This window comes from Steroidobacter denitrificans (assembly GCF_001579945.1).
GTDB classification, from domain to species: Bacteria; Pseudomonadota; Gammaproteobacteria; order Steroidobacterales; family Steroidobacteraceae; genus Steroidobacter; species Steroidobacter denitrificans.
In genome coordinates, this window is record NZ_CP011971.1 from 770,001 (window position 1) to 795,069 (window position 25,069).

Sequence of the window (25,069 nt, forward strand, 5' to 3'; positions counted from 1 at the left end):
ACAGCTTTACACTGAACTTTGAACCTTTTTGTGTAGGATAGGTGGGAGGCTATGAAATTCGGACGCTAGTTCGGATGGAGCCAACCTTGAAATACCACCCTGAAATGTTTGGAGTTCTAACCTAGGTCCGTCATCCGGATCGGGGACCGTGTATGGTGGGTAGTTTGACTGGGGCGGTCTCCTCCCAAAGAGTAACGGAGGAGTGCAAAGGTACGCTCAGCGCGGTCGGTCATCGCGCTCTAGAGTGCAAAGGCATAAGCGTGCTTAACTGCGAGACGGACAGGTCGAGCAGGTACGAAAGTAGGTCTTAGTGATCCGGTGGTTCTGTATGGAAGGGCCATCGCTCAACGGATAAAAGGTACTCCGGGGATAACAGGCTTATTCCTCCCAAGAGTCCACATCGACGGAGGAGTTTGGCACCTCGATGTCGGCTCATCACATCCTGGGGCTGTAGCAGGTCCCAAGGGTATGGCTGTTCGCCATTTAAAGTGGTACGCGAGCTGGGTTCAGAACGTCGTGAGACAGTTCGGTCCCTATCTGCCGTGGGCGTTGGAAACTTGAGGGTGAGCTGTCCTTAGTACGAGAGGACCGGGATGGACGTATCTCTGGTGTTCCGGTTGTCACGCCAGTGGCACTGCCGGGTAGCTATATACGGACGGGATAACCGCTGAAAGCATCTAAGCGGGAAGCCCCCCCCAAGATTAGGTTTCCCTGGGAACTCGATTCCCCTGAAGGGCTGTCGAAGACTACGACGTTGATAGGCTGGGTGTGTAAGTGCAGTAATGTATTGAGCTAACCAGTACTAATTGCCCGTGAGGCTTGACCATATAACACCCAATGCGCTTGTCCACTGGTAAAGTGGAAAGGCAAGGTGATGTTGAAGATTACTCAATGCGACAAGTGCGTCGAAACAACTCCGAATTCGCAGTGTGTAAAGGGGACAGATCTAATTTCGCCTGGGGTTCAGTGCGGAATCGAAGTGCAGAGAAATTCAGAGAAATTAGATCTGTCCCCTTTATACTGACGTGAGCCAGTTTGCCTGGCGGCAATAGCAAGCGGGAACCACCCGATCCCATATCGAACTCGGAAGTGAAAACGCTGTGCGCCGATGGTAGTGTGCCCTTCGGGCATGCAAGAGTAGGTCACTGCCAGGCTTTTAATCATGCAAAGCCCCACCGGAACCCCGGTGGGGCTTTTTGCGTTTTGGGATATCGATCCGGATTGCGGTTCGAGACGGCATCTGCCAGGCCTGGTAGTTTTAAATTTATGAAATGTTGCTAATCAGCAACGCTTAAATTTAAAATTATCAAGCGGTTTTCCCTTGTTTTTTCCTTAAGGCAACACATATTATCATCCGTGCTACGATGGCGTGGTTTGTGCGCAACATCGTTCCATATCGTCACATCTATTGGAGGATACTGAATGAGCTGGAAGATTCGTGCTGCAGCCACGCTTGCCCTGGGAAGCATCACTGCCACCGCCGGCGCAGAACAGCGCGTGGGCGATTGGTACCTGGTTCCTCAGGCGGGTTACACTTGGTTGGACAACGACCGAATCGCCAGGGACGACATGTTCCTGGGCTTGGCCGTCGGTAAGCATCTGAACGACGCCTGGAGTCTGGAGCTGGGCATCACCAGCGGTGAGTTCGATTTGCCTGGCAACACCAGCAGCGAACTGGACATTACCACCTATTCGCTCGACGTCCTGCGGGTTTTCGCCCGTAACTCGGTGGTGTCGCCCTACATCAGCCTGGGGGCCGGAGCCTTGCATAGCAAGTACACCGGCCAGAGCAGCGATACGAACTTGTTGGCGCAGGCCGGGGTGGGCTTGATGATCCAACTGGCGGAGAAGCGCGACGGCACCCTGCGTTTTTCGCTGCGTCCGGAGGTGAAGGCTCGTTGGGATCTGCCCCGTCACAATGATCCCCAGGACAAGTTCCTGGACTATTCTGCGGGTCTGGGTTTCCAGTTCGCATTTGGCCCGGCGCCTGTGGTAGCGGCACCCGAGCCGGAACCGGCTCCGCCGCCCGCACCGCCCGCGCCGCCGCCGGCGCCACGGGACAGTGACGGCGACGGGGTGCTCGATCCGCAGGATCGCTGCCCCGACACACCCCGCGGCGTCGCTGTCGATGAGCATGGCTGTCCGCGGCAGGGTTCGGTGACTCTGCATGGCATCACCTTCGAGTTCGATTCGGCCACCCTCACCAGTGAGTCGCGTCCGGTGCTGGCGGCAGTCGCCGCCGACGTGAAGCGCTATCCCAAGCTGAAGCTGGAACTGCAGGGGCATACGGACAGCGTCGGCAACGATGCTTACAATCTGCGGCTGTCGGAGCAGCGTGCCCAGTCGGTGCGCGAGTTCCTGATCGCCGAAGGAGTGAGCCCGCAGCAGTTGACCGCCAAGGGTTATGGCGAGAGCCAGCCGACGGCGAATAACGCGACAGCGGAGGGCCGTGCGGAAAATCGCCGGGTCGATATGCTCGTGCTGGACAATCCCGGCGACGTGAAGATCGAAACGCCGTAGCCTGCCACAGGCTCGAGATAAATCTGGTACGGTAATGATCGGGCTCCGGCACGTGGCCGGAGCCCGATCTTGCATCTTTCGCTCCCAAGGGGTCTCACCCAGCCGGCCGATGAGCATCGAAGAACGTCAGTGCGCCGCCGACGTCCTGATGATCAGGCCGGTCCGCTATGCCGCCAATCCGCAGACCGCGGCTTCCAACCGATTCCAGGTTCCGCTGTCCCATGACCAGGGGGATCCGCGCCGGGACGGTCCGATTCATTCCGGCGAGGCTGCCACGACCCGGCTCCTCGAGGTGGAATCGCAGCAGAAGCGGGTGCAGGCCGCAGCGTGCTTCGAATTCGATGCTTTAGCTGCCGCCTTACGCTTGGCAGGCGTGCGTGTGCATGTATTCGACGACACGGCTCAGCCGCATACGCCGGATTCGATCTTTCCGAACAATTGGGTGAGTTTTCATGCCGACGGCACGGTGGTGTTGTATCCGATGCTGGCCGAGAACCGTCGCCTCGAGCGGCGCCAGGATGTACTGGAATCCCTGAGCGCCCAGCAGGGTTTCAGGGTCGAGCGCATCGTGGATCTGACTCATCACGAGCGCCAGGGCAGGTTCCTGGAAGGTACCGGCAGCCTGGTGCTCGACCGGGTGCATCGCATTGCTTATGCCTGCCTGTCTGCGCGCACCAATCTGGATGTATTGGGCGATTTCGCCCAGCAACTTGACTATGAAATCGTTGCTTTCGAGGCTCGCGACGCCCATGGGATGCCCGTCTATCATACGAACGTGATGATGTCCGTGGGCAGCAGGGTGGCGGCGATTTGTGCCGCGAGCATCCGCGAGGATGAGCGCGCGGCGGTACTTGATACCTTGCGCGCGACGGGTCACGAGATTCTGGATCTGAGCATCGAGCAGCTTACCGAGTTTCCCGGCAATATGCTTGCGCTCAGTACGAGCCGGGGTGAATCGATCGTGGCGATGTCCCAGCGAGCTCTGGGTTCGCTCTCGGCCGAACAGCGCGCCATGTTGGAAACGCATGGCGGTTCTATCGTCGCCTGCGCCGTCCCGACGATCGAGGCACTGGGCGGCGGCAGTGTCAGATGCATGCTGGCGGAGATTCATTTGCCGAGAAAGAACTGACTGAAGGACAATTCCGTTTGTCATGCTCGAACTCGGTATCAAGACACTACTGGCCTATCTGCTGGGATCAGTGATCGGCAGCCTGCTGATCGGCCGCCTGCGGGGCGGCGTCGATATTCGCACTATGGGCAGCGGCAATGCCGGCGGTACAAACGCGCTGCGCACCCAGGGCGCAGGCTTTGCGATCCAGGTCATGATCATCGATGTCGGCAAGGGTTGGCTCGCCGCGGGCGTGCTGCCGTCTTTATCACTGCCGCTCATCGGCATCGATCCGACGATCGGGCGCCAGTGGCTGGCCGTTGCCTGCGCCAGCGCCGTCGTGGTGGGGCATGTCTATCCGCTCTGGTATGAATTTCGCGGCGGTAAAGGCGCAGCGACCCTGGTCGGCGTGGTAATGGGATTGAAGCCGGTGGCATTGATTCCGGCTGTGCTGACCTGGCTGCTGATCCTGATCGTATCCGGCTTCGTGGGTTTGGCGACGATGCTGGCGGTGGCGTCGTTTTGTATATATGTCGGGGTGATCGGCGGCGAGGCTTCGGGTGCCTTGCTGGCATTCGGTATCACCATGCTGGTATTCGTGTGCTACACGCACCGTTCCAACATCGAGCGCATGCGCGCCGGTACGGAGAATCGAGCGCATCGCTTATGGCTGTTCCGGCCACGCTGAGATCCACTCATGGCTGCGACAGCGAAATTTCGCACCGAGATTCGCCGTAAGCGCCTGCTGGCGATGCTGTCGGATGGCGAGTTTCATTCGGGGGAACAATTGGCGAAGCGCCTGCGTATCTCGCGCAGCGGCATCTGGAAGCTGATGCGCTCGTTGCGTGCGCTCGGCATCGAGTTGGAATCGGTGCCTCGCCAGGGCTACCGATTGCCTGCCGAAGTGAATCTGCTGGATCGAGAGATCATCGAGCAGGCGCTGATGCCGCAGACCCGGGCACAGATGGAGCACCTGGAGGTGTTGCTGCAAGTAGACTCCACGAATCGTCACCTCGCCGATCAGGCACCGGCCGCGGCGGGACGGATGCGGGTGTGCACCGCCGAGTTGCAGACCGCCGGCCGGGGACGTCGCGGGCGTAGCTGGCTGGCGCCGTTCGGCAGTGGCATCTGCCTGTCCATGGGATGGCAGTTTGTCGAGGTGCCGCCGGGCTTTTCGGCACTGGGGCTGGCGGTTGGTGTGGCGGCTGTACGCGCTTTTCGGCGCCTGGGCATCGAGGGCGTGGGCTTGAAATGGCCTAACGATCTGGTCTGGCGGCATCGCAAATTAGGCGGCATCTTGATCGAGATGCGTGGGGAGTCCACTGGACCCGCATACGTGGTCATCGGTATCGGCCTCAACATGCGTATGCCGGCATCGACTCGGCTGGGACTGGCGGAACAGCAGGCCATGCTGGTCTGCGATCTGCACGAGATTGCGCCAGAGCGCACTCCCTCGCGTAACCAGCTGATCGCGGCCCTGATCGATGAATCGTTCGTCATGCTCGATGCATTTGCAATGCAGGGTTTTTCAGCGTTCGCCCCCGCGTGGGGACAGTTCGATACCTTGGCGGGGGCGCCGGTCAAGGTGCTCAGCGGCGCACAGACCATCGCCGGCATCGCACGGGGCGTCGACTCCGACGGCGGTCTGTTGGTGGAGGTGGACGGCGAACTGCGTCGCTTCATCTCCGGCGAGGTGAGCCTGCGTGCGGCCGATTGAAAAGCACAGCGGCGGATATTTCCAGGGCTTGCCGCGGCGGCGAGCGATGATCCGCAGATCAATGGTGCTGCAATGATTCTTCTGGTCGATATCGGCAATACGCGCATCAAGTGGGCGTACCTGGACAAGGGCGAACTGGGTGAGCAGGGTGCGCTGATGCATGCGGCCTGGACGCCGGAGGCGTTCATCGCAGCGATCTCAGCCGGGGACGGGCAGCCGGATCGAGTGCTCGCCGGCAACGTCGGCGGAAATGGTATCGGTGAACGTCTATGCTCGGTGGTGAGACAGGCCTGGTCCATCGATACCGAGTTCGTACAGGCCAGTGCTGGGGCAGGGGGTGTGACCAGCGGATACGCCGATCCGGCGCAACTCGGGGTCGACCGCTGGCTTGCCATCATTGGCGCGCATGCCATGGCGCCAGGCGCATCCTGCATCGTCGATGTCGGTACGGCGATGACGATCGACGGCGTCACGGCTGAAGGCCGGCACCTGGGCGGGGTGATCGTGCCGGGACCGTATCTGATGGTGGACAGCTTGCACCAAAACACCAGCGATCTGGCGCAACGCTATCGTCAGGGGCAGGCTATCGGCAGCTTGTTCGCCGACAATACTCGCGGCGCGATCGAGCAAGGCGCCATGCATGCTTTGGCTGCGCTGATCGAGCGATCAGTCGGAGTCATGGAGCGCATGATCGGCCGGCCGCCGATATTGCTGCTTACCGGAGGGGGTTGCGGGCCGTTGGCCGGCCTGCTCGACCGACCTCACCGTATCGTTGCCGACCTGGTATTGCGTGGACTGGCTGTATTGGCTCAGGAATCGGCACCGCTGGCGAGGTCGGATGATTCGGCCCAGGATTGATTCCGGCGCCATTTTGCATCCGGAGCTGATCCTGGCCGATCAGACGCAATCGATGCGTACTCCAGCTTCAATCCGGCCTGGCGTGTATTGCTCTGGATGCATGGCTCTGGGGTAGAATCGCCGGCAGCGAGGAGGGATGATTCGCTGAAGTTTATGACATGGATCGCTATCCATGCCGGCTTAGCACAGTTGGTAGTGCACCTGATTTGTAATCAGGGGGTCGGGGGTTCGAGTCCCTCAGCCGGCACCACTTTTCAAACGACTTACATGCGCCACAACGCCCCGCTGTGCTATTAAATGGATGTTGCCGCGGATATCGTGCTCGATGAGCGATGACTGCTGCCATGGTGATGACCAGCAAGTCCTCGAGAGCTGCAACAAGTCCTCGAGAGCCACAAAATGAGCATAAGGATCGCAATCGTCGGACATGTCGGTCTTCCCCGCGCGGCCGTGTGTTTACGCCGCCTTTTGCGGCACGAGCTTCACGCCCAGCGCCCGCGTGATTTTCATCACCGTGGCGAAGCTCGGCGTGGAGCCTGCCGACAGGCCGCGATAGATGCCCGCGCGCGTCAAGCCGCTCTCCCTGGCGAGAGCCGAAATACCGCGCGCCTTGGCAACGTCCGCCACTGCAGCTAGGAACACATCGGGATTGGGGTTCTCAAGCGCCGCTGCAAGATATTCCGCGATGACCTCCTCGTTGTCGAGGTACTCGGCCGCATCGAAGGGCGCGAGTTCGAGCGGTTTCGCCTTCGCTCTGGATTTCGCTTTCGCCTTGCGAGGTGCTTTGCTGGATTTCATGGGTCACTCCTTCAATTGTCTGGCCATCTTGATGGCGCTCTTGATGTCCCGCTTCTGTGTGGATTTATCGCCGCCCATCAGCAGCACATAGGTCACGCTGCCGTGCCGGGTGAAGTACACACGGTACCCCAGGGCCGGCGTGGACACGCATTTCACTCACGCCGCCGCCGACGGACTCGCAGTCACTGAAATTGCCGAGCTGCGCCGAGCGCAGGCGCTCGATGATTCGAGCCACCGCCTTGGCGTCGCGAAGCTTCTTCAGCCACGCATCGAATTCAGCGGTGCGGATCAGCGTATTCATGGATCGTATTGCATACGATTGTATACGCATATCAACGACCGTATACATTCGTAATTGCGTGGGGGATGAACATGAGTAGCGACACATCTGTTCTCCCCGGGATTTCCCGGAACGGAGACCCGTTGCCCCATGGAAATGACCTCGATCCGGATTGCGTAAGCTGGCGTCCGCCACGGATGCCGACCTCACCCAGCTCAAGGTTCAATATGAGACCGAGCGAGCTGGCGGCGTGGAGGTCGCTGCGGCCGACCTCGAGGCGATCGCCGCCCGGATCCAGGCTCGGGGAGATGGTCCGTACCGGAGAGATCGTTTACGGACTATCCCGGGGTATCGTTAACCCCGGGCGTCATGGATCAAGCGGCTTGGATGCGGCTGACTGTTCGACCTGGAACAGCCGGGATCAGGTATCCCCGCCGCCGGCCTGCAACCGTTTTGCGGCAAGGCGCACCGCGGCAATGATATTCTGGTAGCCGGTGCAGCGACAAAGATTGCCGCTCAGGGTGTGTTGGATTTCCTCGTCCGTGGGCGAGGGATTGTCGCGCAGCAGCTCCAGGGTGGTCATCATGAAACCTGGAGTACAGAAGCCGCACTGCAGGCCATGAGCCTCGATGAAGGCCTGTTGGATCGGATGCAGCTGTCCGGTCTCGGGTTCGCGCAGTCCTTCGACCGTCTTGATGTCCGCGCCATCGACCTGCGCCGCCAGTGTCAGGCAGGAGCGGGCCGTACGCCCGTCGAGTTGAATGGTGCAGGCGCCACAGATGCCGTGTTCGCAGCCGACGTGAGTGCCGCCCAGGCCAAGCTCGTGGCGCAGAAAATCGGCAAGCGTCAGCCGAGGCTCGACGTCGCGCTCATATGTTGTGCCGTTCACCGTTACGCGAATATGTCGTTGCATGCTCATGCCGCTCTCCGACCGGCGCGCTCGACCGCTTGTGCCAGGCAGCGTTCGGCCAGCGTCTTTATCAGGTCGCGGCGGTATTCACTGGATGCATGAGCGCAGGTCATGGGTTCTTCCAGTGCCGCGGCTGCTGCTGCCGCAGCGCGCGCCAGCGTTGCTGGATCAGGGGGGTGCCCATTAAGCGCTGCTTCCCCGGCGCTCAGACGTACCGTCGCCGGATTGACACCGAAAGCCGCCATGCGCGTGTCCTGGCAAACGCCGTTCTGCAGACGCAGGGTGACGGCAACGCCGGCGAGCGCGAGATCACCCCGACGACGCGCAAATTCCTGAATGGCCCAGCCTGTGCCTGCGGGCATGATCGGCATGCGTACCTCGGTCAGGATTTCATTCGATTCCAGGCTGGTGGTCATGTAGGTCACGAAGAAGTCGGCTGCCGGAATGATGCGCTCGCCGGTGGGGCCGACGGCTTTCATTTCCATGTCGAGCACCAGCGCCACGGCTGGATATTCCGAGGCTGGATCGCCGTGCGCGAAGGAACCGCCGACCGAGCCGCGGTTGCGAATCGTGAGGTGGGCAACGAGCTGCGTGGCAGCGTGGAACAAGGGCTGTCGGGTGCGGATCAGATCCGAGTCCTCAGCCTCGCGCTTGCTCGTCATGGCGCCGATGACGATCCAGCCCTTTTCCTCGCGCAGACCCCGCAGTTCGGCGATATCTTTCAAGTCGATCAATATTTCGGGACGCGCGACCCGCATGGCGAGCATCGGCATCAGGCTCTGGCCGCCGGCAAGGATTTTGGTGTCCTTGCCTTCGTTTTCGAGGCGCTCGAGCAGCGCCACGGCTTCGCCGAGCGTGCTCGGGGTGAGATAATCGAACGCAACTGACTTCATTCTCGAACTCGAATTTGATTCGGTCGACTTGGCCTGCGATGCTCCCGCCCGCCAGGCTCGCGTCGTTTTGAACTAAGCCGGGACATTTCGGAAACGTCTCCGGGCTATTCGCACCGCGGCCGGCTCTTGCGATAAGTCCTTCAGGCAGGCAGCATCGTCGGCTGCATCACCGATAGCATCATCCATGTGGACGATGCGAGGTTTTCAGTGCCCCGCTTAGCATTTTTTGCCGCTCTAACAGCGGCTTGCAACGCGGGTGCAGGAAAAGACGGCCCGCCATGATCCGGAGAATCCGCATGTCCGCTACAAAAACGATGGATGCCGCAGTCGCACGCTTGGTCGACATAGAGGCCGTCAAGCAGCTGAAGGCACGATATTGCTACCTCGTCGATGATGCTCAGTGGGATGAGCTGGAGAATCTCTGGACGGAGGACGCCGTCTGCGATTACGGCTTCTTCGGCCGCTTTCTGGGGCGGCAGGCCATCATGAACGATTTCTTCCGCACCCTGGTGGCCAGCGCCTCTACTTTCAATGCGCATATGCTGCACAATCCGATCATCGAGCTCGAAGGCGACGGCGCCGATGCTTCGTGGTACTTCACTGCGCATACGACCGTAAACGGCAGGGCGCTCCTGGCGATGGGCAAGTACCGCGATCGATATGTGCGAGTGCAGGGACAATGGAAAATTGCCGCCATCGCCGTCGAGTTCAAGTACTACACGCCTCTCGAGGAAGGTTGGGTCAAGACGCCGATGTGGCAACCGGCTTGAGTGGGCGGAGAAATTCATGCGATTTGCGATCCGTTTGCCCGCCAATATCCTTTACAAGGCGCTTACCAGCCCCTGGGAAGCAACGCTGCCGCCTGAGAAGTCGGTGCATTTCGCCAAGGCGGTCGATGAGCTGGCCTACGATTATCTCTGGGTGGCTGAGCATATCGTGCAGCATCCCAAGCTCGTGCCCGCCATGGGCGCGAAATTCTACGAAGCGGTATCGGCCGCAGGCTTTCTGTTGGGCGCTACGCAGCGCATCCACCTGTTGACCTACATCTGCCCCATTCCGTATCACAACCCGTTGGTCTGGGCCAAGGCGATTGCTTCGGTGGATCATCTCTCCGGCGGCCGGCTTGCGCTCGGACTCGCCGCCGGGCACCTGCGGCGTGAATTCGAGGCCATCGGCGTGTCCTTCGAGAAACGAGGGGCGATCTGCGATGAATATCTGCAGGCGATGAAAGAGCTGTGGACCAGCGACCGGCCGGAGTTTCACGGAGAGTTCGTCAACTTCAGCAACATGATCTTCGAGCCCAAGCCCTGTCAGTCGCCGCATCCGCCGCTGCTCATCGGCGGGGATGCAAAACCGGCGCTGCGCCGCGCCGCAAAATTCGGCGACGGCTGGCTGCCCTGGCAGACCACGCGCCGCGAAATGAAGGATGCGATCGCCTATATCCACGATCAGCCGGAAGTGCAGGCGCGTACCCGGCCCTTCGAAGTCTTTACGCTGCTGGCCGAGGTCCCCGAGGAGGATCGGCTCAACTTCGACAAGATGCATTATCCGCGGTACAAGGACGAGACGGTCGACTTGATCGGCCAGCTGAAGGACGCCGGCGCCACCGGAATGGTCGTCCACTTGCCCAAGACGGACTCCTACGAGGAGTGCCTCGACTGGGTGAGATGGTTCTCGCAGGAGATCATTCCCCTGTATCGGACTTGAGACGCGGACCTGAGGCGATGAACCGTAACCGAACAGTTCGATGACTCCAAGCTCGATGATGCCGCTGATCCTGAAGCCAGCTCTTTCGAGCTTCCTTTCCAAAAGCGTGACGATTCGGGTCGTGAGAGGCTGATGCCCATGGTACACAGAGAACCTCGCCTCGAGGATATCCCCGCCAGCTCGCTACGTTTCCTGGGCAAGGACGTGCAGCGCATCGACGATGTGGCCCTGGTCTCGGGCAGCGTTGAGTTCATCGACAATATTTCGGTGCCGGGTATGCTGCACTGCGCGATCAAGTACAGCAGCATCGCGCATGCGCGTATACGGCAGATCGATATCTCCAAGGCAGAGCAACTGCCGGGTGTCTTCGCCATCGTTACCGGGGAAGACGTTCGTAAGTCGACCAATCTCTCCGGCGGCTTTCCCGAGGGCACAGGTTCTTTCTGCATGGCGACCGACAAGGCGCACTATGTAGGCGAGCCCATCGCCGCCGTGGCGGCCGTCAGCCGCCAGGTCGCCGAGGATGCGGTCGAGCTGATCGAAGTCGAGCTCGAGCCGCTGGCGCCGGCGGTCGACACGCTCGAGGCCATGAAGCCCGGCAGCCCGCTCGTCATCGAGGAATTAGGCAGCAATATTGCACTGCAACGGCAATTCATCTGGGGAGAGGTGTCCGAAGCCTTTGCACAGGCCGATCAGGTCTTCGAGGATCGCTTCCGCTGGCATCGTATGGGCGCCAATCCCATGGAAACCTTCGGGTGCATCTCCCAATGGGATCCGGTGACCGGAATGCTCAATATCCGCGGCAGCACCCAGTCACCGCTGATGTATGCCGCGGGCGCTGCTGCCACGCTCGGCATACCCACCAACAAGGTCAATTTGACCAGCACTCAGCGCGGCGGCAGTTTCGGCGGCAAGGGCAATGCCCGCGGTATCGCCATCACCAGCCTGCTGTCGCGCAAGGCCGGCGGCCGTCCGGTCAAGTGGATCGAGGACCGCATGGAATATCTGACCAGCGGCAGCAGCCAGGCCTGGGATCGGTATTATGAGGCCCGTCTTGCCGTTAAAAAGGACGGTACGGTCACCGGATTTCACGTCAAGCTGATCGAGGATATCGGTGCCAGCGGCGAGGGTTACGGGGCGATGGGGGCCGGCAAGCCGCTCAGCGCCTTCACCGGCTGTTATGCGATACCGACAGCGTCCTATGATTTGACCCTGGTGCTCAGCAACAAGGTGCCGACCACCGCCTATCGCGGCATGGGACCGCCGCCGCATTTCTTTGTGCTGGAACAGATGATGGATCTTGCGGCGCGCGGCCTCGGGCTGGATCCGGCCGAGATCCGTCGTCGGAATTACATCCGCCCGGAACAATTTCCATACATCATCCCGAGCGGTAATGAGTATGACAGCGGCGAGTACGAGGCGGCGCTCGACAAGGCGATGGAAATCTCGAGCTATCGGGAGTTGCGCAAGGAACAGGAGCGCGCCAGGGCCGAGGGGCGTATCGTCGGTATCGGTGTCGCCAACACTGTCGAGCCGGGTGTATTCGACTGGAATGCCTATGCCATCGTCGGTATGCAGGCCATCGGCATTCCGGAGGGCATCACCGTTTCGATCGATGCCTTCGGCCGTATCACGGCACGAGTCGGCTTCACCAGCGAGGGACAGGGCCAGTACACGCTGATCGCGCAACTGCTCGCCGATTATTTCGGTACGGAGATGACCGATATCACCGTGACGCCGCTGAACACGCTGGGTGCGCCGCCGTCCTTCGGACCCGGCGGCAGCCGGCTGGGTGTCGCCACCGCCGGCGCCACCATGAAGGCAGCCGGCAAGCTCAAGAAAAAGATCATCGAAATTGCCGCGGTGCTGCTGCAGACGCCGGCGGAAAAGTTGGAGTTCATCGACGGCAGGGTACAAATCATCGGCATGCCCGAAGCCAAGGTGAATCTCACGGATATTGCCGGGGTTGCACATGGCCGCAGTGATCTGTTGCCGCCCGGAATGGAGATGGGCCTCGAGGCGACCGGCATCTGGACGGCCCATGGCCGCAATCCGATCGACGATCAGGGCCGTGCCAAGAGCTACCTGACGGCGGCCAACGCCTGCCACATCGTCATGGTCGAAATCGATCGCGGCACGGGCCGCGTCAAGATATTGAAGTATGTGGTGGTGGATGACTGCGGTACGCGCCTCAATCCGGCAACCGTGGAGGGCATGACGCAAGGCGGCGTGGCCCAGGGCGTCGCTGCGGCCCTGCTCGAGGAGTATCCCTACACGACGGATGGACAGCCACAGGCGACGACCTTCGTGGACTATCTGCTGCCGACGATGAACGAAGTGCCCATGACCGAGAAATTCGCATTGGTTACGCCTTCACCGATCGCTCCGCTTGGCGCCAAAGGTTGCGGAGAGGGGTCGTTGCACACCACTCCGGCAGCGGTCATGTGTGCCGTCAACGATGCACTGGCGTCCATCGGAGTCATGGCACGTGAAGTACCTGCCTCACCACATCGCATCTGGAAACTGCTGCAAGCGGCCCGGCAACCCCAGGAGTAAGACATGGCGAAAAACGATTATTTCATCATCGATACCGAGACGCATCCCATCGACGGTTCGATATGGCATCAACTGGCTCCGTATCCGGGTACGCAGCGCTTCATGAACTCTCTGCAAGGTTGCATCCGGCCGGTCATCCAGGAGTTCCCCTCCCTGGAGAGCGGCGATGCTGGACCTTTCGAAAAAATGATCACCAACATGGATGCCTCCGGGACGGATCTGGCCTGCGTCATCCCGGAAGGTTTTCTTTTTTGCACCGAAGGACCGACGCCGATTTCAACCAATGCCTGGATGCTGACCGGGGTGCAGAAGTATCCCGATCGTTTCATCATGTGTCCGAATTTCGGCCCGATCATCCAGCGCGGCGTGCCGGAAGCCATCCGTGAAATGGAATTCATGGTGAAGGAATTCGGTGTCAAGATTTTCAAGTTCTATTGTCCCGAAGATACCTATATCAATGACAAGCGGCTCTGGCCTTTCTATGAGAAGGCGCAGGAGTTGAACCTGGTGATGCAGGTACATACCGGAACGGGCTATGTTTACGGCGCCCGTAACAAATACTGTCATCCCGGTCTTCTCGAAGACGTTCTTTATGATTTCTACGATCTGCGTATCGTCGCCTTTCATTTCGGCTGGCCCCATCATCGTGAATTAAACTGCCTGGCGGCGACGTTCCCGAATCTGTACATCAGCGTGAGCTTCCTGAATGCGGCGGCGACCTGGCGGCCGAAATTCTTTCAGGAGCTGATCGGAGAGGCCATGCTCTACGCCACCTCCGACAAGATCGTCTGGGGCAGCGATACCAATGGCTCCGGCATGAAAGACTGCGTGGATCCATTCCTCACCTTCCAGATCGATGAGGAAGGCCATCGGGGTTGGGGTTATCCCTACATCACCGAGGAAGACCGCGCCAAGATCTTCGGCCTGAACATGGCGAAACTTCTGGGGATCGACCCGACAAAAAGAGCGAAACGCCCGGCCTGAGGGGTCAGGACGCCGCCGGCCAACGCCGCGCGAAAGGCAGCTTGGTTTGCCATCCCGGGGATCCGTTCTCCGGGCCGCGGTGATGGTTGCATCGCCGAAACTCATCGTCCAAGCAGACGAGGAGCGAGGCGAAACCGTCACGTAGATTTTAAAAGATTATTCGGATCGATCCTTCCAGGACTGCTGGCCAAGGTGTTATATGACCCAGACCGTAATCGAGCAGACCGTTTCCGTAACAAGCACTGTCCTGGCAACAGATGAAGGTCGTCAGCGGGGGCATTGGTTTTCGACCAATCCAGACAAGGCCTGGGGCGAGAAGTTTTTTCTTGCCTATCTGCCGTACTTCTTCGCGCTGAATTACGCCAAGCAGCTCATGGGCTGGATGAACGTCAACACGTTCTGGCACATGACCCAGAATCTGGCGCTGTTGCTGCCGCTGATCATCATCCCGGCTGTCCTGAGGCCGGCCGTCACCGGGCGGGCATGGTGGGACAACTATGCCGTCAAGATGGTGCTGTGGATGTTCGTCTACAACTTCATCGGCACCTATTTCGGCTGCGAGTATTTCTTCGATGTGCTGGGCATGGTGTATTACTTCCCGCAGGTCACGCTGTCGCTGGATTCGGCGTTGATGGGCAGCGGTCAGCAAGTCATCCCGCTCGGCATGTATTTCAACGCGCCGGCCTTCTTCGTGGTATATCATACGATTGCCGTATTGATGATGCGGCGCATTCGCACCATCGATTCCGGAGCGTTGAAACCGGTGTTGACGGTCGTGACCGTGGTCGGGGTCGCCTATCTCATGGCCTTCCTTGAAACCCGGCTGGTCGCCACCGATGCCAACAAGCCGTACTTTTGGTACAAGGACCTCGGCTGGATGCTGAAGTATGGCTCGTTATTCTATGCCTGCTATTTTCTGCCGAGCTTTCCGATGGTCTTCAGGCTGGAGGAAAAGCCCGGTGATCGCTGGCCGGTGAGCAAGATCGTGTTCGAAGCCCTGGCGGCAGGCGTACTCGCGATCGTTCTCATCGACTTCGCGACTCACTTCATGCGCAATACTTGAACCGCGCAATACTTGAACCGTTCAATGTCTGAATCCATGTGCTATGCCTGAACCCGCTGTACGATGAACAATGTCGACCTGAAGAACGAACGTAATCGAATACCTTTCAGGCTGCTGCGCCTGCATGCCGATGCGATCGGCGACTCGCCGTTTCTGCTCAGCGATGAGCGAAGCTACAGTTACGGTCAGGCGAACGCCGTGGTAAACGCCTATGCGCACGGTCTGCGCCGGCTGGGCCTTCAGGCCGGCGACCGGCTGATGCTCTATATGCACAGCTGTGTGGAGTTCGTGCTGCTCAGTCTGGCGGCCAACAAGCTGGGTGCGCTGTGGGTGCCGGTCAATACCGACTACCGCGGCGAATGGTTGAGCGACACCATCAATGCAAGTAAAGGCGCCGTACTGGTCACGGATACGGACTTGCTCGAAAAACTCCGGCCCGTGGAGCGGGAGCTTCGTTACGAGCGGTTGGTCCTGCGCGGTGGAGCGGAGGCTGCCGGCGGGGAATTCGCCCAGCGCGGCATCGTTTCCCTGGACGAACTGGCAGATAATTCCGAGGCTGAACCTGAGACGAAACATATAGGCTATGGCGATGCGGCGGCCGTGCTGTGGACCTCGGGTACCACCGGCAAGCCGAAGGGTGTGCTTCAGAGTCATAATGTCTGGATCCGTGCCGCCGTGAACAACGATCGGCTCTACGGCACTCGGCCCGGCGATATCACTTACAACTGCCTGCCGCTCTACAATTCGGCGGCCTGGGTAGCCAACATCTACCGGGCCTTGACGACCGGTATTCCCTGTGCCCTCGATGAACAGTTCTCGGTCTCGAAGTTTTGGGATCGCATCCGGTTTTACGGCGCCACGCAGACGATGACGCTCGGCGCGATGCACATGTTCCTGTGGAATGAGCCGCGCAAGGCCGACGATGCGGACAACCCGCTGCGGGTGGCGAGCATGGTACCCATGCCGCATAAGCTGATCGCGCCCTTTTGTGAGCGCTTTGGCCTGGAAGCCATCGTTCAGGGTTTCGGGCAGAGCGAAGTGATGCCTATCCTCACCAAGGCGGAATCGGCCGAGAAGCAATTCAAGCCGAATGCGCTGGGAAAGTTGTTCGAAGATATGGAACTGAAGCTGCTTCGCGATGATGGCCAGGAAGCCGGGCCGGGTGAACCCGGCGAGTTTACGATTCGACCGCTGGCTCCGCACATCATTTTCAGCGGTTATTTCGACGATCCGGAGGCCACCAAAAAGGCATTTCGCGGCGAGTGGTACGGTACGGGCGATCTCGGCATGAGGGATGCGGAGGGAGACTACTTTTTCGTCGACCGCAAGAAGGATTATATTCGCTACAAGGGCCGGAATATCTCCTCGCTTCAGGTCGAGGGCATCGCCGCCAGCCATCCCGCCGTCCAGGCGGCGGCGGTCTATGGTCTGCCCTCGGATACCCTGGAGTCGGAACATGAGATCAAGCTCGATGTGATCCTGAAGCCCGGGCAGCAGCTGCGCCCCGAAGAACTGGCAGGCTATATCAACGAGCGCGCACCCTACTTTTGTGTGCCGCGTTATATCGACTTCGTCGATGAGTTGCCTTATACGCCCACCCAGAAACTCGAGAAGTACAAGCTGCGCGCCAAGGGATTGTCGGCGTCCACCTGGGACCGTCTGAAAAGCGACTTCAAGCTGCAGCGTTAACCTCTGCCGCTCCGTGGGCTGCCCGGTGCCGCATGGCGATGGCACCGTATTCAGCCAGATCGCCGGCCGGGCACTGAACCCGCGATAAAGGTTCAGTGCCCGATCGCCCTCACCCCGGCGCTCCACATTCCCACCCCTCGCGACCACTCCAGCCGCGAACTCATGGCCGGACACGATCGGCGCACACAGCGCCCGATGCCGGACATGGTGTCGAAGTGCAGGATTTCTCGGCGGAAAATTCCAAAATATTGTCCATGAGTTCGTCGCGGGATTTCAGTGCCGGGTCTGTCCGCGGCCAGATCCATGCCGGCGCTGGCCACGCCGGGTAGCGTACACCAGCACTGGATAGCGTACCGTCGGAGGGGCTGAACCCTCCAAGTGGACGATGTTGGGGGGCAAACCCCATTGTTAGCCTCTATACCGAAGCTTGATTTGGCATCGCTTCCCATGGAGATCGAAAAGATGGCTTTGGATATCGCCGAGGTGAATGCGCTCGTCGGCAAGGAATCCGCCCTGAGGGCGGCCCGGCATGCAGCGAATATTCCGGACATCCGCCACTGGTGCGAAGTGATCCAGCAAGACAACCGGAGCTACAAGGAGTTCGAAAAGAACACCGTACATGCGCCGGCCGCCCTGCTGATGGTCTGGACGATGCCGCCGCTATGGTCCCCGGAATCGGCGGCGGCCACCGAGCCCCACGAACGTGCAATCAAGCTGCTGGAAGACGCGGGCTACGGCACCGGTTTGGCAGTGGCATTGGAACAGAAATTCCTGCGGCCTCTGAAGGTCGGGGAGCGGTTGAGCTACCGGGTGAAATTGTCCGGCGTGTCGTCGGGCGAAGTCGAAACCGGTATCGGGCGCGGTTATCAGCTGGATCTGCTCTATACCTTCCAGAATCAGGACGGCGATGTCGTCAGTGAGCAGCTGTGCCGCCGTGCGCAGGTGGCCCGGATAACGGTGCCGGCGAAGCATTGAGACCGAATCGGAGGTAAGGGATTCATGGCTAACAAGTTCGGTGTTCTGCCGTTCAACAGTCCGGTCGAGCCGACCATGGACTACTCGAAGGTCGCTCCGCTGATCGGCGTACAGAGTCCGAAGCATCTGCCGCACGACCGGGTGACGGTAGAGGATGTGGATCGCTGGTGCCAGGTGATGCGCGACACCAATCCCCTTTATACGGACGAGGAATACGCGAAAAAGAGCCCCCACGGCGGGTTGCTCGCGCCCTCGGGCATGGTCCATGTGTTCGCCCTGGGGACGATGAAGGCCGCCATCGATCAATTCGTGCACGGCCAGTGCGAATTTCCGGACGATCCGAACGTCAAGCTGAATGTCGTGGTCGAGCAGGAGGGCTATACCGGCGTCATGGCGACCGCGCAGCGCCAGCAGCACTTCAAGCGAATCCGGGTGGGCGACGAGATCCACTGGACCATCGGTATTTTACGTCTTTCGGATTACGATCATCTGACGCGCCAGGGGGTCGGCCGAAAGTATCAGATCCTGTATCAGTTCTATAACCAGAATGACGAGTTGCTGTGCAACCAGTCCTTCGACGTGCTCGTCTACCGGGCGCCGATGAGCACTCGTCGGCTGTACGCGGGCTGAACGCATCCAAGAATCGCTTACGAAGAGGAATCAGGCAATGTCGCGCGAGATCAACAATGTCTATTGGGAAGACGTGCAGGTCAAACAGGATCTCCCGGAGAAGAGCCGGGTTATCGACACGACGCTGATCGCGATGGGCGCGACCTGGGCCACGCATGACTTCATGCCGGTGCACCATGACCGGGACTTCGCGCAGTCCAAGGGCGCACCCGATATTTTCATGAACATTCTCACCTCGAATGGCCTGATGATGACCTACCTCGAGCAATGGGCCGGTCCGCAGGCAGTGATCAAGGACATCTCCATCAAGCTGTCGGTGCCGAATTTTCCGCGGGACAAGATGGATATGAATGCCCGCGTCACCCGCAAGTGGGAAGAGAAGGGCGAGCATCTGATCGAGGTTGCCTTCAGCGGCGACAACCAGATGGGGCCGCATGCCAGCGGTACCGCAGTCATCTCTCTGCCGACGCGAGGGTAAGACGATGTCCTTGAAAAACAAGGCGTGCATCGTCGGTATCGGTTCGACGGAATTCACCCGCAATGCCGGCCGCAGCGAGATTCATCTCGCCGTGGATGCGGTCACGGCCGCTTGTGTGGATGCCGGCCTGGAGATCGATCAGATCGACGGAATGTCGAGCTACGGCACCGCCGGCATCTATGCGGCGGAATTGGCGCCCGATATCGATGTGGCGCGCAGCCTGGGCATTCCCAATCTGCGCTACTTCGGACAGACGCCCTGGGGCGGCGGCGCCAGCTGCGGAGTGGTTGCCCATGCGGCCATGGCCGTCGCCTCCGGCGTGGCCAACTACGTGGTGTGTTACCGGTCGCTGAAGCCGGCCAGCGGTACGGTCCGCTATGGCCGGCCGACGGCCATTCCGGCCGAATACCGCTACAGCTATTACATGCCGTATGGCTTCGCCAGCCCGACGATGTGGGTGGCGACAATGGCCAAGCGCTGGATGCACGAAACCGGGGCGACGCGCGAGCAGCTCGGCTACGTGGCGCTGGTGAGTCGCGAGAATGCCTTGCGTAATCCGCGGGCGATGTTCTACGGCAGGCCGCTGACCATGGAGGAGTATCTGCATTCTCCGATGTCCTCGGATCCCTTCACGCTGCACGACACCTGCCTGGAAAACGACGGCGCCGTGGCGCTGATCGTCACGACGCCGGAACGCGCCCGGGATCTGAAACAAAAGCCCGCTTTCATCGCCGGTGTCGGCTTCGGTACTTCTTACGATTCGCACAGCATGACGTCTTTTTATCGCGACTCGATCGGTCTGCCGGAATGCACCGAAGCGGCGCGTGAAGTTTTCCGGATGGCTGAGCTCACGCAGAAGGATATCGACGTCGCGCAGCTCTATGACGCATTCACCGCGACCGTGCCCATGCAGCTGGAGACCTATGGTTTTTGCAAGTACGGGGAAGGCGGCGCCTTCTGTCAGGGGGGCGATCGCATCCGCCTCGGCGGCGAGTTACCGATCAATACCTCGGGTGGCATGCTGGCGGAAGCTTATATTCACGGCATGAACATGATCGCCGAAGGAGTGCGGCAGGTACGCGGCACCTCGACATCGCAGGTGAAGGACGCACAGAACGTGCTCGTCACCGGTGGGCTCGGCGTGCCGACGACGGCGCTCATCCTCACCCAAGGTAATTGACGAGTTTCGCATACGGGAGTCGAGCCGATGTCCATTGAATACAACCCGAAGTACATGAAGCACTTCTATGACCCCGTCTGGGAGAATTTCGAAGACGGGTTCTGGCAGGGCATCAAGCAACGCAAGTTGAAGTTCCAGAAATGCTCCGGGTGCGGCACGTTCAGCCATCCTCCCCGGGTTCGCTGCCCGAAGTGCAAGGGCGAGGGTTGGGAGTGGGTCGAATCCAGCGGCAAGGGCCGTATCTACAGCTGGACCGTGGCACGGCAGGAAGTGCATCCGGCCTTCCGGGTCCCCTTTGAAATCGTGCTCGTCGAAATGGAAAACGAGCCCGGCGTACGCCTTATTTCCAACATGGTCGACTGTACCCCCGAAGAGATCTCTTTCGACATGCCGGTCGAGGTCTGCTTCAGGGAGGTCACCAAGGAGTGGGCGCTTCCCATGTTCAAGAAAGTCGGCGGCTGAGCGGCAAGGACACTCATGGATTTCTCGCTGAGTGACGAACAGGAGCTGTTCCGGGATTCGGTTCGCAAATTTCTTCAGGAACGATGTCACTCGACGCTCCTGAGAGAGCTGGAAAACAGCGACACGGGTTTCTCGGCGGCGCTTTGGGAACAGATCGCCGCACAGGGTTGGACCGGGATCGCGATCGCAGAGGCCCACGGCGGCTCGGATCTCGGCCTGCTCGAGCTTGGGGTATTACTCGAGGAAATCGGCAGAGCCGCCTTTGACAGCCCGTTTTTTGCCAACCTCATGGCAACGTTGGCGATACAGGGCGGCGGCAGCGATGCCCAGAAGCAACGGCTTTTGCCCGGTATCGCCGACGGCAACGTGATCGTGTCACCGGCCATCGAAGAGCTGGGCGTTGCCTATGAACCCCGCTTCGTGACAACTCGTGCGGTACGTGCGGCCGATGGTTTCATCCTCAGCGGCCGCAAGATGTTCGTGCCGTATGCCAGCATCGCGAACCAGCTATTGGTGCTGGCGAGAACGGCGGGTGCGATCGGTGATGAAGATGGTTGCAGCCTGTTTCTGGTGGATCGCGGGGCTCCAGGTATCGAGCTGACACGGCTCGAGAGCATCGCACCGGACCGGCAGTTCCAGGTCGACTTCGGCGACGTAGTGGTTCCGGCGGATGCCGTGCTGGGCGAGGCAGGTGCCGCGCTGCGAATCCTGAAAGATGTATATCGGCAATGTACGGCCCTGGTCTGTGCGGAAATGCTGGGTGGCGCGGAGTACCAACTCGCCGTCACCGCCGAGTATGTCAAGCAGCGGACCCAATTCGATCGGCCTCTCGGGTCGTTCCAGGCCGTACAACATCATCTGGCCGACATGTTCACGCTGGTGCAGGGGTCGCGCTGGACCACCTATCAGGCGATCGAGCAGTTGAGCCGCAATAGGACGGCAGAGCGGGAGATCACCATCGCCAAGGCGTTCTCGAGCGATGCCTGCCAACGGGTGGCCGCGCTGGCGCAGCAACTCCACGGTGGTGTGGGTGTCGATATGGCGAACGATCTGCAGTTCTACTTCCGCCGTGCCAAGGCGATGGAGCTGAAATTCGGCCCGACGCCGGTGCAGCTCAGGCGTCTGGGCGAGCAGCTTTAATCTGGACCGGCTCACGCAGCGGGAGCGAGCATGGATTTCCAACTGACCGAAGCACAGCAGCAGCTGCAACGGGAACTTGTCGCCTATTTGCAAGGGCACATCACGCCTGAGCTGGAAGCCGAACTTCTAGCTCAGCAGGAAGGCGGTGGACCGGATACGCATCCGCATTACAGCCGATTCATGCGGCAACTGGGGCGCGATGGCTGGCTCGGACTGGCATGGCCGAAACAATACGGCGGTCAGGAAAGGGACGCCATCGACCAATACATCTTCTTCGACACCATCAGCGGCTATTATCGAATTCCGATTCCGTTCCTGGCGATCAACGCCATCGGCCCCACCATCATGCGCGCGGGCACCGAGGAACAGAAAGATCGTTTCCTGCCGCCGCTTCTGCGCGGTGAACTGAACATCGCCGTCGGCTACACGGAGCCTGGCGCGGGCAGCGATCTGGCCTCGCTCAAGACCAAAGCGGTGCGCGACGGCGATGATTATGTCATCAATGGGCAAAAGGTATTTACCAGCCTGGCGCATTTCTGCGACTACATCTGGCTGGCGGCACGAACCGATCCCACCGTAAAGAAACACAAGGGTATTTCGATCTTCATGGTGGATACCCGACTGCCCGGCATCACGATCAATCCCCTGCGAACCATGGGCGGCTTTCGCACCAATGTAACTTTCTACGACAATGTGCGAGTACCGAAGTCCTGCCTGATCGGCGAGGAAAACAAGGGCTGGAGCTACATCAACTCCCAGCTCGCGATGGAACGAATCGGGTTGGTACCGCACTCGCGAATGCGGCGGGTGCTCGAGGACATGATTGCCTGGGCGAAAAATACGACGATCGACGGCAGACGTGTCTTCGATGAGTCCTGGGTACGGGAAAGACTGGCCGATCTCACTACAAAGACCGAAGTACTACGGCTGTTCAATTTCCGCGCGGCGAGCCAGATCAGCCAGGGCATCGAACCTTTCGCGGAAGCGGCCATGACCAAGGTATTCGGCTCGGAGCTCTTTCAGAGTGTGGCGGGTACATGCATGGACATGATGGGACTGATCGGGGGGCTGCAGCCGCCGTCGGACATCTCGCCCGCAAAAGGTATTTTCCAGCGCGATTTTGCCGCGATGCGATTGCTGACCTTTGGCGGGGGAGCCAATGAAGTTCTCAAGGATATGATTGCGCTGGGCGGGCTCGGCATGCCGCCCTCACGACTTGCCTGAGAGAGGTAGACCATGACCGCGAGCTGGAACCATGCCGTCGATGTGCTGGTGATCGGATCCGGAGCCGGAGCCATGGTAGCCGCCTTGACGGCGCATGACCGAGGCGCCTCGACACTGCTCATCGAAAAGAGCCCGCTCTATGGTGGCTCCTCGGCGAAGTCCGGCGGCGGTCTCTGGATTCCGAATAATCACCTGATGCAGGCAGCGGGTCTGGAGGATAGCCCGGATGCCGCCATGGATTATCTCAGGGTGGTGACCCAGGGCCGCGAACCTGAGGAACGGCTGCAGACCTTCGTGATGACCGCGCCGGAAATGCTGCGCTATCTCGCCGAACGCACGCGTTTCAAGCCGCAGTGCATGCCGACGTATCCGGACTATTATCCCGGCCGGCCCGGCTGGCGCGGCGGCGGCCGGGGCATCGAGTCGGCGTACTTCGATGCCCGGGTGCTCGGCGAGGAATTCGAGCGCATGGTGGCCTATCCAGGCACCGCGATGATGGGCCGCTACAATGTCACGCTCAAGGATACGCACGACATGCTCTGCCGCAAGCCTGGCTGGGCAGGGCGCATGCTTCGGGTGCTCGGAAGATATTGGCTGGATCTACCCTGGCGCTTCAGGTCGCGGCGCTGTCGGGATCTGGCCGCGGGCGCTGCGCTGGTGGCGTCACTACGAGCCTCGCTCATGGATCGTAACATTCCTTTGTGGCTGAGTACTCCGGCACGCGAATTAGTGTACGAAAACGGCCGGGTGACAGGCGTCGTGGCGGAACGCGATGGCCGTACCGTACGGATTGGCGCAAACCGAGGCGTCATTCTGGCTGCCGGCGGGTTCGAGTCGAATCAAGCATTGCGTGAGCGTTATCTGCCGGCGCCGACCGATGCCGCCTGGACGGTCGGTAATGTGTACAACACGGGAGATGCGCTCCAACTCGGCCAGTCCATCGGTGCCAAGATCGATCTCATGGCCACCTGTTGTTGGATGCCCATCAGTCCGGTACCCGGTTGGGAAAGTCCGGTCGGGATTCTGTTCGAACGAGCCCTGCCCGGGGGCTATATCGTCAGCCAGGGCGGTGCAAGATTCGTCAATGAGGCGCTGCCTTACATCGATACCGTCGAGGCAATCTATGCGAACAATCGCCCCGATGCGCCAACGGTGCCATCCTGGCTGATCTGCGACGCGACTTTCAGGAAGAAATACCCTTTCGGACCGCTGATGCCTGCCAGCGTACAGCCTGACTGGATGATATCCCGACAGCAGCGAAGCTTCATGAAGAAGGCGAACTCGCTCGAGGAACTTGCACGACTCACCGGTATAAACCTGGCTGGCTTGAAGGATACGGTGGCCAAGGTGAATCAGTACGCCCGTACGGGTGTCGATCTCGATTTCCACCGCGGCGAAGGCGCCTATGAGCGCTTCTACGGCGATCCGTTCGTCCAACCGAATTCCACACTCGGACCGATCGAAACTCCGCCGTTCTACGCCATGTCCATCTATCCCGGCGATCTCGGTACGACCGGCGGCTTGAAGACGAATGTCCATGCCCAGGTCATGACGGAACAAAATGAGGTGATTCCCGGCTTCTATGCGGTCGGCAACTGCTCGGCCTCGGCGATTGCCGGTACTTATCCGGGTCCGGGATCGACTCTGGGGCCTGCAACCACGTTTGGCTATATTGCAGCACGTCACCTGACGGCAACGAGCGCCTGAAACGACGGTGATGATTGAATGTGCATAAGTGCACTTTGAGTCTTGGGGCAGGCAGCCGTGGCTCTGTCGGCTTAACGTAGTAGTGCTTTCATCGGTGCCCGGCGTACGCCCTGGGATCGTACGATCAGGAATCGTACGCCCGAAAGTCGCCTGCCATGGCTGCAGGCCAACTCCGGCTAATGCCGGGAAA

22 protein-coding genes, 1 tRNA gene, 2 rRNA genes and 1 pseudogene (1 of these 26 running past the window's edge) are annotated in these 25,069 nt (G+C 60.1%); 22 read left to right on the forward strand and 4 right to left on the reverse strand.

The features are described from left to right. The 8 genes from ACG33_RS03320 to ACG33_RS03355 all read left to right on the forward strand — a co-directional run. Positions 1-827: ribosomal RNA gene (locus ACG33_RS03320) — 23S ribosomal RNA — on the forward strand (it extends 2,077 nt beyond the left edge of the window). Positions 828-1,038: 211 nt separating this feature from the next. Beyond that, positions 1,039-1,154 (forward strand): 5S ribosomal RNA (gene rrf / locus ACG33_RS03325). Positions 1,155-1,422: 268 nt separating this feature from the next. Next, entirely contained in the window at positions 1,423-2,520 is a 1,098-nt protein-coding gene (locus tag ACG33_RS03330) for an OmpA family protein (RefSeq protein WP_066918665.1), read from the forward strand. Between the two features lie 109 nt (positions 2,521-2,629). Continuing rightward, positions 2,630-3,649 carry a citrulline utilization hydrolase CtlX gene (ctlX, locus tag ACG33_RS03335; RefSeq protein ID WP_066918667.1) on the forward strand — a complete coding sequence of 340 codons (1,020 nt, stop codon included), beginning with the start codon at positions 2,630-2,632 and terminating at the stop codon, positions 3,647-3,649. A 22-nt stretch (positions 3,650-3,671) separates the two neighbouring features. Continuing rightward, positions 3,672-4,316 (forward strand): glycerol-3-phosphate 1-O-acyltransferase PlsY, encoded by a 645-nt coding sequence (gene plsY, locus ACG33_RS03340; protein ID WP_066918669.1) that lies wholly within the window; start codon positions 3,672-3,674, stop codon positions 4,314-4,316. Positions 4,317-4,325: 9 nt separating this feature from the next. Further along, entirely contained in the window at positions 4,326-5,345 is a 1,020-nt protein-coding gene (locus ACG33_RS03345; protein ID WP_066918671.1) for a biotin--[acetyl-CoA-carboxylase] ligase, read from the forward strand. Between the two features lie 72 nt (positions 5,346-5,417). Continuing rightward, positions 5,418-6,203, forward strand: coding sequence for a type III pantothenate kinase (locus ACG33_RS03350; RefSeq protein WP_066918673.1), 786 nt, complete (start codon positions 5,418-5,420; stop codon positions 6,201-6,203). A 174-nt stretch (positions 6,204-6,377) separates the two neighbouring features. Beyond that, positions 6,378-6,453 (forward strand) — tRNA-Thr (locus ACG33_RS03355). Between the two features lie 206 nt (positions 6,454-6,659). On the opposite strand, the gene ACG33_RS03360 is transcribed toward ACG33_RS03355, so the two are convergent. The 4 genes and pseudogenes from ACG33_RS03360 to ACG33_RS03380 form a co-directional block, all read right to left on the reverse strand. Next, the gene (locus ACG33_RS03360) at positions 6,660-7,001 is read right to left on the reverse strand and encodes an addiction module antidote protein (RefSeq protein ID WP_083536402.1); all 342 of its coding nucleotides are present in this window, start codon (positions 6,999-7,001) and stop codon (positions 6,660-6,662) included. A 3-nt stretch (positions 7,002-7,004) separates the two neighbouring features. Beyond that, a pseudogene (locus ACG33_RS17000) lies at positions 7,005-7,302 on the reverse strand (type II toxin-antitoxin system RelE/ParE family toxin). 400 nt (positions 7,303-7,702) lie between these two features. Next, entirely contained in the window at positions 7,703-8,200 is a 498-nt protein-coding gene (locus tag ACG33_RS03375; RefSeq protein ID WP_083536403.1) for a (2Fe-2S)-binding protein, read from the reverse strand. Further along, complete coding sequence (locus tag ACG33_RS03380; protein ID WP_066918678.1) at positions 8,197-9,084, reverse strand: FAD binding domain-containing protein; 888 nt, start codon at positions 9,082-9,084, stop codon at positions 8,197-8,199. The genes ACG33_RS03375 and ACG33_RS03380 overlap by 4 nt, the downstream gene beginning before the upstream one ends. Positions 9,085-9,380: 296 nt before the next feature. Between ACG33_RS03380 and ACG33_RS03385 the strand changes: the two genes are divergently transcribed. The 14 genes from ACG33_RS03385 to ACG33_RS03450 all read left to right on the forward strand — a co-directional run bounded on the left by ACG33_RS03385 (position 9,381) and on the right by ACG33_RS03450 (position 24,879). Continuing rightward, positions 9,381-9,854, forward strand: a complete 474-nt coding sequence (locus ACG33_RS03385; protein WP_168160003.1) for a nuclear transport factor 2 family protein — start codon at positions 9,381-9,383, stop codon at positions 9,852-9,854. A gap of 16 nt (positions 9,855-9,870) precedes the next feature. Continuing rightward, positions 9,871-10,791, forward strand: coding sequence for a TIGR03619 family F420-dependent LLM class oxidoreductase (locus ACG33_RS03390; RefSeq protein ID WP_066918682.1), 921 nt, complete (start codon positions 9,871-9,873; stop codon positions 10,789-10,791). Between the two features lie 138 nt (positions 10,792-10,929). Beyond that, positions 10,930-13,347, forward strand: a complete 2,418-nt coding sequence (locus ACG33_RS03395) for a xanthine dehydrogenase family protein molybdopterin-binding subunit (protein ID WP_168160004.1) — start codon at positions 10,930-10,932, stop codon at positions 13,345-13,347. Positions 13,348-13,350: 3 nt separating this feature from the next. Continuing rightward, complete coding sequence (locus ACG33_RS03400) at positions 13,351-14,331, forward strand: amidohydrolase family protein (RefSeq protein WP_066918687.1); 981 nt, start codon at positions 13,351-13,353, stop codon at positions 14,329-14,331. 199 nt (positions 14,332-14,530) lie between these two features. Then, complete coding sequence (locus ACG33_RS03405) at positions 14,531-15,394, forward strand: hypothetical protein (RefSeq protein ID WP_066918689.1); 864 nt, start codon at positions 14,531-14,533, stop codon at positions 15,392-15,394. A 63-nt stretch (positions 15,395-15,457) separates the two neighbouring features. After that, entirely contained in the window at positions 15,458-17,083 is a 1,626-nt protein-coding gene (locus ACG33_RS03410) for an AMP-binding protein (protein WP_066918691.1), read from the forward strand. A gap of 432 nt (positions 17,084-17,515) precedes the next feature. Continuing rightward, positions 17,516-18,058, forward strand: a complete 543-nt coding sequence (locus ACG33_RS03415) for an FAS1-like dehydratase domain-containing protein (protein WP_157071654.1) — start codon at positions 17,516-17,518, stop codon at positions 18,056-18,058. A 24-nt stretch (positions 18,059-18,082) separates the two neighbouring features. Next, positions 18,083-18,688, forward strand: coding sequence for a MaoC family dehydratase (locus tag ACG33_RS03420; RefSeq protein WP_066918695.1), 606 nt, complete (start codon positions 18,083-18,085; stop codon positions 18,686-18,688). 37 nt (positions 18,689-18,725) lie between these two features. Beyond that, complete coding sequence (locus tag ACG33_RS03425) at positions 18,726-19,166, forward strand: hotdog family protein (RefSeq protein ID WP_066918697.1); 441 nt, start codon at positions 18,726-18,728, stop codon at positions 19,164-19,166. Positions 19,167-19,170: 4 nt separating this feature from the next. Continuing rightward, positions 19,171-20,346: a thiolase C-terminal domain-containing protein gene (locus tag ACG33_RS03430; RefSeq protein ID WP_066918699.1), complete on the forward strand. Its 1,176-nt coding sequence runs from the start codon at positions 19,171-19,173 to the stop codon at positions 20,344-20,346. Between the two features lie 27 nt (positions 20,347-20,373). Continuing rightward, positions 20,374-20,808 carry a Zn-ribbon domain-containing OB-fold protein gene (locus ACG33_RS03435; protein ID WP_066918701.1) on the forward strand — a complete coding sequence of 145 codons (435 nt, stop codon included), beginning with the start codon at positions 20,374-20,376 and terminating at the stop codon, positions 20,806-20,808. A 15-nt stretch (positions 20,809-20,823) separates the two neighbouring features. Next, positions 20,824-21,948: an acyl-CoA dehydrogenase family protein gene (locus tag ACG33_RS03440; RefSeq protein ID WP_066918703.1), complete on the forward strand. Its 1,125-nt coding sequence runs from the start codon at positions 20,824-20,826 to the stop codon at positions 21,946-21,948. A 30-nt stretch (positions 21,949-21,978) separates the two neighbouring features. Further along, positions 21,979-23,172, forward strand: coding sequence for an acyl-CoA dehydrogenase family protein (locus ACG33_RS03445; RefSeq protein WP_066918705.1), 1,194 nt, complete (start codon positions 21,979-21,981; stop codon positions 23,170-23,172). Positions 23,173-23,184: 12 nt separating this feature from the next. Beyond that, a complete protein-coding gene (locus ACG33_RS03450; RefSeq protein ID WP_066918707.1) occupies positions 23,185-24,879 on the forward strand; it encodes an FAD-binding protein in 1,695 nt (564 codons plus the stop codon). The last annotated feature ends 190 nt before the right edge of the window (positions 24,880-25,069 follow it).